The 7,408-nt window shown below is 43.0% G+C and carries 6 protein-coding genes; 5 read left to right on the top strand and 1 reads right to left on the bottom strand.

Annotated elements, in window-relative coordinates; translation table 11 throughout:
• Positions 1–315 precede the first annotated feature (315 nt).
• Positions 316–1,260, bottom strand: a complete 945-nt coding sequence (locus tag DP116_RS25140) for an NAD(P)-dependent alcohol dehydrogenase (protein WP_169157754.1) — start codon at positions 1,258–1,260, stop codon at positions 316–318.
• A gap of 980 nt (positions 1,261–2,240) precedes the next feature.
• On the opposite strand from DP116_RS25140, the gene nifB reads away from it, so the two are divergent.
• From nifB to DP116_RS25115, 5 genes are all read left to right on the top strand, one after another.
• Positions 2,241–3,704, top strand: coding sequence for a nitrogenase cofactor biosynthesis protein NifB (nifB, locus tag DP116_RS25135; RefSeq protein WP_169157753.1), 1,464 nt, complete (start codon positions 2,241–2,243; stop codon positions 3,702–3,704).
• 249 nt (positions 3,705–3,953) lie between these two features.
• The gene (locus tag DP116_RS25130) at positions 3,954–4,301 is read left to right on the top strand and encodes a DUF362 domain-containing protein (protein WP_169157750.1); all 348 of its coding nucleotides are present in this window, start codon (positions 3,954–3,956) and stop codon (positions 4,299–4,301) included.
• 126 nt (positions 4,302–4,427) lie between these two features.
• Positions 4,428–5,642 (top strand): cysteine desulfurase NifS, encoded by a 1,215-nt coding sequence (nifS, locus tag DP116_RS25125; RefSeq protein WP_169157752.1) that lies wholly within the window; start codon positions 4,428–4,430, stop codon positions 5,640–5,642.
• 90 nt (positions 5,643–5,732) lie between these two features.
• Positions 5,733–6,638: a Fe-S cluster assembly protein NifU gene (gene nifU, locus DP116_RS25120; RefSeq protein WP_169157749.1), complete on the top strand. Its 906-nt coding sequence runs from the start codon at positions 5,733–5,735 to the stop codon at positions 6,636–6,638.
• Positions 6,639–6,848: 210 nt separating this feature from the next.
• Positions 6,849–7,205 (top strand): group I truncated hemoglobin, encoded by a 357-nt coding sequence (locus tag DP116_RS25115; protein ID WP_169157748.1) that lies wholly within the window; start codon positions 6,849–6,851, stop codon positions 7,203–7,205.
• Positions 7,206–7,408 lie beyond the last annotated feature (203 nt).

The following is a 7,408-nucleotide window of genomic DNA, read 5'->3' as shown; positions in this document are numbered from 1 at the left end:
TTGATTAACTGTGTGGATCTATTTTATCCGTTTGGATAAGAATTTTGAGCGTTTTTTATGAAATAAAAGCAATATTTTTATGCATTTTCTGCATCTGATATCATGTCCGGATGAATACTTATAAAAAACGAAGAACCTCACCCCCATCCCCTCTGGTGAACTCGCGGAGAGGGGTGCCCGGAGGGCGGGGTGAGGTTTCTTATTGTAATTAGACGAACTTGATATGACAAAAATAAAAAAGCCTGCATTTGCAGGCTTTTCTAGTACAATTTTCGACTCGTCTTTTGATAGTTCCCACAAAAAAAGTTCCAAAGGTTAATTCGCAACGGCAATGGCAATTTTACCTACTGCTCGCTCTGTTTCGCTATATGTATGAGCTGCAGCGAGTTCTTGTAGGGGATAGGTGCGGTCTATCACTGAGCGAATTTTACCAGCCTCAATCAACTCTTTCAGGTAAACTAAATCCTGAGTATTAGGCTTTTCAAGGATAAATTTTGCTTTTTTACCAGGAATCAACGCTGTCAAAATAATCTGCACAAAGCTTTCAAGACTGGGGAGTGTCGTCACGTAAATTCCATTCGGTTTTAAAGCTTGTTTACAACCAGAAAAGGATTGCTTAGCAACTGCATCCAAAATGATGTCGTACTGCCCTAATTCTTGGGTGAAGTCTTGTTGTGTATAGTCGATAATGCGGTCTGCTCCCAAAGATTTTACAAAATCAATGTTTTTTGTACTGCAAACTGCGGTTACTTGTGCACCTAGAGCCTTAGCAATTTGCACTGCAAAAATACCCACACCACCAGAACCGCCATTCACAAGAACCTTTTGATTTGGTTGAATGTTCCCCAAGTCTCGCAGCCCTTGCAGTGCAGTGAGTGCTGCTACGGGGACAGAGGCTGCTTCTTCATAAGTCATGTTTGTTGGTTTAAGAGCCGCATTCTTTTCTAGAACGGCTGCAAATTCTGCATAAGCTCCTCCCGATGGACTAATAGAGCCGTAGATAACATCTGTTGGCTTGAATTGCGTAACTTGAGAACCAACTTCTATCACTTCTCCCGATAAATCAAACCCCAGAATCATGGGAAATTTGTTACCCGTGATAATTTTCAACATTCCTTTGCGCATTTTCCAATCAACAGGATTAACGCAAGTCGCATTAACTTTGACAAGTAACTGATTAGGCTTAATTTTCGGAGGTTCTACATCTTCGTACTGAAACACCTCAGGTGAGCCATATCGACGAATAACCACTGCTTTCATAGTTTTACTCTTAGTACCCTGATTTTTGGGCAGAATGAGGACAATATTTTTCTCAGTGTAACGAGAGTATGGTGTTGGTAGTTTTTCAGCAACCAATAATCATGATTTTTTTGACAGACATCTTTTTCCACCTGTTCAAAATCAGTTAATTGAGATAAAATTCTATTAACAGGTCAAATTAACTCGGTAAAAAACCTTATTTTTCCTTGTTTACGCCTGAAAGCCAGCCAAAATTAGTGAGGAAAATGCTATCAATATCTAGCAAAGATAACCATACCAACAAAATATTAAAAAAACCTGAATTGCATTTTTTCCTCGAAAAAAATGATATTCTGTATACAGAATTGAATTTCGCAATTTTCTGGAGTAGCGCTCCGTTATCTGCTCCAGATTTCCAAAATCAAAATTTCTCCTCAGGCAGTGCTCTAGGCATTATTTCATCAGCCTTTGAGTACAAGGTAAAGAACCGAAAAAAAAGGTAAGATTGTGCTCAAGTCCTTGCAGGGATTGAGTTTTGTCTGAGTACACAAATACTTGCCCCCATTTCCATAAATACTCGAACCCCAACCGAAAAATTCTAGTACCCCTACCCAGAAAAAAATTTTGTAACTCCTCAAATGCTTAAAGGGTAAAGGTTTTTAGTATTGAGTACAAGTCTAATCAATCCAATAAATTCTATCCAGAGCACAAGCGCAGCCCTTATTCAAGACAACTGATATAAAACTTATATCGCCAACACTTAAAGCGCAAACACAAACAGCGCAGTGAGTGAGTGGAGGGATGAGATAGCACCATGCCCCTGTGAACAGAAGTCGCGCCTTAACGCGCAAATTTCCCTCAAGTCTTTAGCGTTGACACACCAGCCCTTGAAAACTTTGGGTAAAGAGCGCGAGTACAAGACGCGGCTTCCATTCTTACTTCAACAGAGTGGCTATGGCATCTTCCACGGTGGCAACCACCTGACAAGCATGCGAAATTCAATGACACAGTCTACAAGACTCGTTACCTCTCTAGTTACAGAATCCACTCCAACCAAAGCAAAATCAAGTGGTTGCGGCGGATGCAGCGATGATAGCAGCGCCACTGTGGAAATGGAGGAAAAGCTCAAACAACGGATTGCCCAGCATCCCTGCTACAGTGAAGAAGCCCATCACCACTATGCAAGGTTGCACGTTGCAGTTGCCCCTGCTTGCAATATTCAATGCAACTACTGCAATCGTAAATACGACTGCGCTAACGAGAGTCGTCCTGGAGTGGTGAGTGAATTGCTGACTCCAGAAGAAGCAGCACACAAAGCTTTAGTGATTGCAGGCAAGATTCCTCAATTAACCGTGTTGGGAATTGCAGGTCCTGGCGATCCACTAGCAAATCCAGAAAAAACTTTCCGCACCTTTGAGTTGATTGCAGAAAAAGCGCCAGATATCAAGCTTTGTCTGTCAACTAACGGTTTAATGCTGGCTGACTATGTTGATCGCATTAAACAACTCAACATAGATCATGTTACAATTACCATGAACACGGTAGACCCAGAAATCGGGGAAAAAATTTATTCTTGGGTTCACTACAACCGCAAGCGTTATAGAGGCATTGAAGGAGCAAAAATTCTGCTTGAAAAGCAGATGGAAGGATTACAAGCCCTCAAAGAAGCTGACATTTTGTGCAAAGTCAACTCGGTGATGATTCCGGGAATTAATGATGAGCACCTAACAGAAGTTAATAAGGTCATTCGCTCCAAAGGCGCATTCCTTCACAATATTATGCCGCTGATTTCTGCACCAGAACACGGCACCCACTTTGGATTAACTGGTCAGCGCGGACCCACACCAAAAGAACTTAAGACAGTGCAAGATAATTGCGCTGGTAACATGAAGATGATGCGTCATTGCCGTCAGTGTCGTGCTGATGCAGTCGGTCTATTAGGTGAAGACCGCAGCCAGGAATTTACTAAAGATAAATTCATGGAAATGACTTCAGAATATGACTTAGAAAAACGTCAAGAAGTTCATGCAGGGATTGAGAAGTTTAAAGAAGAACTGAAAGTAGCCAAAGAAAAGGCTCTCACTGCTGTAGAAACAACCAATGGCGCATCTGTACAAAGCAGTCCAATCCTAGTTGCAGTAGCAACTAAAGGTGGCGGATTGGTGAACCAACACTTTGGTCATGCCAAGGAATTCCAGATTTATGAAGTTGATGGCAATAAAGTTTCCTTTGTTGGACACCGCAAAGTTGACCATTATTGTCAAGGTGGATACGGCGAGAAAGCCACTCTAGAAAATATCATTCAGACAATAGCTGATTGCAAAGCAGTGTTGGTTTCTAAAATGGGTGACAGTCCCAAGGAAAAATTGCAAACACTCGGAATTCAGACGGTTGAATCCTATGATGTGATCGAGACGGTTGCTTTAGAATTTTACCAGCAATACCTCCAAGAACAAGGGAACTAAAAGGTCGAAAGTGAGTCAGTGCGGTGGACGGGTTCCCCGGCATAAAGGAGGCACTGCGTTGGGCGGCTCCGCCGACTTGTAGCAAGTGCCGTCAACTGGCGAACTCGTAAGAGTCAAAAGTCAAAAGTTAGAAATCAGAGGAATTTTTAACTTTTAACTTTTCACTTTTCCTTCTCCCCATTACCCAATACCTACTACCCAGTACCCAATTCCCAATCCACAATTTCTAAGATAGTAAGGGGAATAGTCATGGCTTACAAAATTACCAGCAAGTGCATTTCCTGCAAATTGTGTCTTTCTGCCTGTCCCACTGGTGCAATCAAAATAGTTGACGGTCTTCACTGGATTGACCCCAACCTCTGCACAAACTGTGATGGTACTGCTTACAGCGTCCCTCAGTGTGCGGCTGGTTGTCCCACCTGCGATGGTTGCATCAAAGAACGTGGGGATTACTGGGAGTCCTGGTTTGCTACTTATAATAAACTCGTAACAAAACTAACAAAAAAAGAAGAATATTGGGACAACTGGTTTAACTTTTATTCCCAAAAATTTTCTGAGCAAATACAGAAACATCAAACATCAGGAATAGAAGCTTAAATCAGTGAACAGTGAACAGTAAACAGTGAACAATTGATAACTGGTAACTGATAACTGATAACTGTTATGACATCCCACAACCATTTTCATAAATTTTTGATTGTCATCAAAGTAAGATTGGAAGCGATGCACAAAGATTGCATATATCTAGACAACAATGCCACCACTAAGGTAGATCCAGCAGTTCTAGAGGCGATGCTGCCCTACTTCAGCGATTATTACGGCAATCCCTCCAGTATGCACACCTTTGGTGGGCAAGTTGGAAAGGCGGTAAGACTTGCACAACAACAAGTAGCCGCCCTCCTAGGTGCCGATGAATCAGAAATTATCTTTACCAGTGGAGGAACTGAGGGAGATAACGCCGCTATTCGCGCAGCACTGTTAGCACAACCTGAAAAGCGACACATCATCACTACACAAGTCGAACACCCAGCAGTGCTGAATCTGTGCCAACAGTTGGAAACTCAAGGTTATTCTGTCACCTATCTTTCGGTGAATCGTCAAGGGCAGTTGGATTTGAATGAACTCGAAGCCTCGTTGACAGGCAATACTGCCCTGGTGACGATTATGTATGCCAATAACGAAACCGGTACGGTTTTCCCAATTGAGCAGATTGGATTGCGCGTAAAAGAAAGTGGTGCACTCTTCCATGTTGATGCGGTGCAAGCAGTGGGGAAAATCCCCATGAATATGAAGACAAGCACCATTGATATGCTGACTCTGTCTGGTCACAAAATTCATGCACCGAAAGGGATTGGTGCATTGTATGTGCGGCGCGGAGTTCGGTTCCGTCCGATGATTATCGGCGGAGGACAACAGCGCGGTAGAAGAGCAGGAACAGAAAATGTTGCAGGAGTTGTTGCTTTAGGCAAAGCAGCTGAGCTAGAATTATTGCATCTAGAAGAAGCGACAGCTAGAGAAAAACGTTTACGCGATCGCCTAGAGCAAACTCTCATCACCACAATTCCTGACTGCGAAGTCAACGGTGATCCAGCACAAAGATTGCCAAACACCACCAATATTGGTTTCAAATATATTGAAGGTGAAGCAATTCTCCTCCACCTAAACAAACACAACATTTGTGCCTCATCCGGTTCTGCTTGCAGTTCTGGCTCTTTGGAACCCTCTCATGTTCTGCGAGCAATGGGCTTACCCTACACCATCTTACATGGTTCCATTCGCTTTAGCCTTTGCCGTTACACAACAGAAGCCGAAATTGATGCAGTTCTGGCAGTCATGCCCTCAATTGTAGAACGTCTACGCGCCCTCTCACCCTTCAAGAGTGATAATGCGGGTTGGCTGCAACAACAAGAAAAAGCAGTGCTTGGTGTAGGGAGATGAGGAAGATAAGGGAGACGGTTCTCTCTCCCTACTCCCCAAATTCCTTATGACTCAATCCAAAGTTCAAAATCAACAAATCTGAAATCGGCTATGTGGGACTATACAGATAAAGTGATGGATCTCTTCTACAATCCCAAAAATCAAGGGGAATTGGAAGACTCTACAGAACCTGGAATCAAAATTGCTGTTGGAGAAGTCGGTAGCATTGCTTGCGGAGATGCTTTGAGATTGCACCTGAAAGTTGAGGAAACAACTGAAAAAATTCTTGATGCTCGTTATCAAACTTTTGGTTGTACTAGTGCGATCGCATCTTCAGAAGCTCTGGTAGACTTAATTAGAGGTTCAACTCTAGACGAAGCTCTCAAGCTCAGCAACAAAGATATTGCTAACTATCTCGGTGGATTACCACAAGCAAAGATGCATTGCTCGGTGATGGGACAAGAAGCGCTAGAAGCAGCTATTTATAATTACCGAGGCATTGCTCACGAGGTTCATGAAGACGATGATGAAGGAGCGTTAGTTTGCACCTGCTTCGGCATTAGTGATGCAAAAATCCGGCGTGTGATTCTAGAAAACAATCTCACCACCGCCGAAGAAGTCACAAATTATGTCAAAGCAGGTGGCGGATGCGGATCTTGTTTGGCAACGATTGATGATATAATTGCATCTGTGCGTAAAGAATCTGCTACCCCCGTAAGTCATTCTTTGAACAAGAATACGACTAGTCCGCAAGCCACAAAACTGCTGACACCTGTGCAAAAAATCGCACTGATTCAAAAAGTCTTAGATGAAGAAGTCAGACCTGTTCTGATCGCCGATGGCGGAGACGTAGAACTATACGACGTAGATGGTGATTCTGTAAAAGTTTTGCTCCAAGGTGCTTGTGGTTCGTGTTCTGCTAGCACAGCAACACTCAAGATTGCGATTGAATCTAGATTGCGCGATCGCGTCAGCAAAGACCTTGTCGTAGAAGCAGTTGAGCCATCGTTGCTCTAAAACCTACGCACTTTACAAAGATACCCTAGTATGCATTACCCTGAAACATCAAGTAGGATTTGACTCATATCATTATCTTCCTTCCTATCAATGCTTGAGTCCTACTAACAACGGACAGCTAAATTCACTCGCTAAGAGCACGCAAGTGAAGCTTTTTAGCTAAGAGCGCGAATTTCATTATCCAACCAACTCGCTTCAAAGGAAAAGGATATGAGCACATTATTCGACAAACTTGGTGGACAACAGGGTCTTGAGCAAGTAGTGGATGAATTCTACAAACGCGTCATGGCTGACAACACCCTCAGTAAGTTTTTCGCCAACACCAACATGGACAAGCAACGTCAAAAACAAGTGGATTTCTTCGCTAAGATTTTTGACGGTCCAGACCAATACAAGGGTCGCTCCATGGACGCAACACACACAGGTATGAATCTACAGCAACAACATTTCGATGTTATTGCAAAATACCTGAATGAGGCATTAGCTGCGCGCGGAGTGTCATCAGAGGACGCAAACGCTGCAGTTGGTCGCGTCGAAAGTTTGAAGGGCACTATTTTGAACAAGTGATGTAGCAGCTACGCCCCCGTTGGGGGGAATTCAAAATTTTGAATTTAGAACTTTGAATTTTGAATTTTAGGGTAGCGGGGGTCAAGTCTTACTTGGTGTTTCAGGACAATGCACATTACGAGTGACTTGTAAAGTGCGTAAACCCAAAAAAATTTAACGAGGATAAATGATGTTCTTGCTTTGGATAGTTTTAGGGGTAGAGC

The sequence above is a fragment of the Brasilonema bromeliae SPC951 genome, from assembly GCF_012912135.1.
In the GTDB taxonomy this organism is placed as follows: domain Bacteria; phylum Cyanobacteriota; class Cyanobacteriia; order Cyanobacteriales; family Nostocaceae; genus Brasilonema; species Brasilonema bromeliae.
The sequence above is the reverse complement of the archived record's forward strand: the minus strand, read 5'-3'. Positions and strand labels throughout refer to the sequence as shown.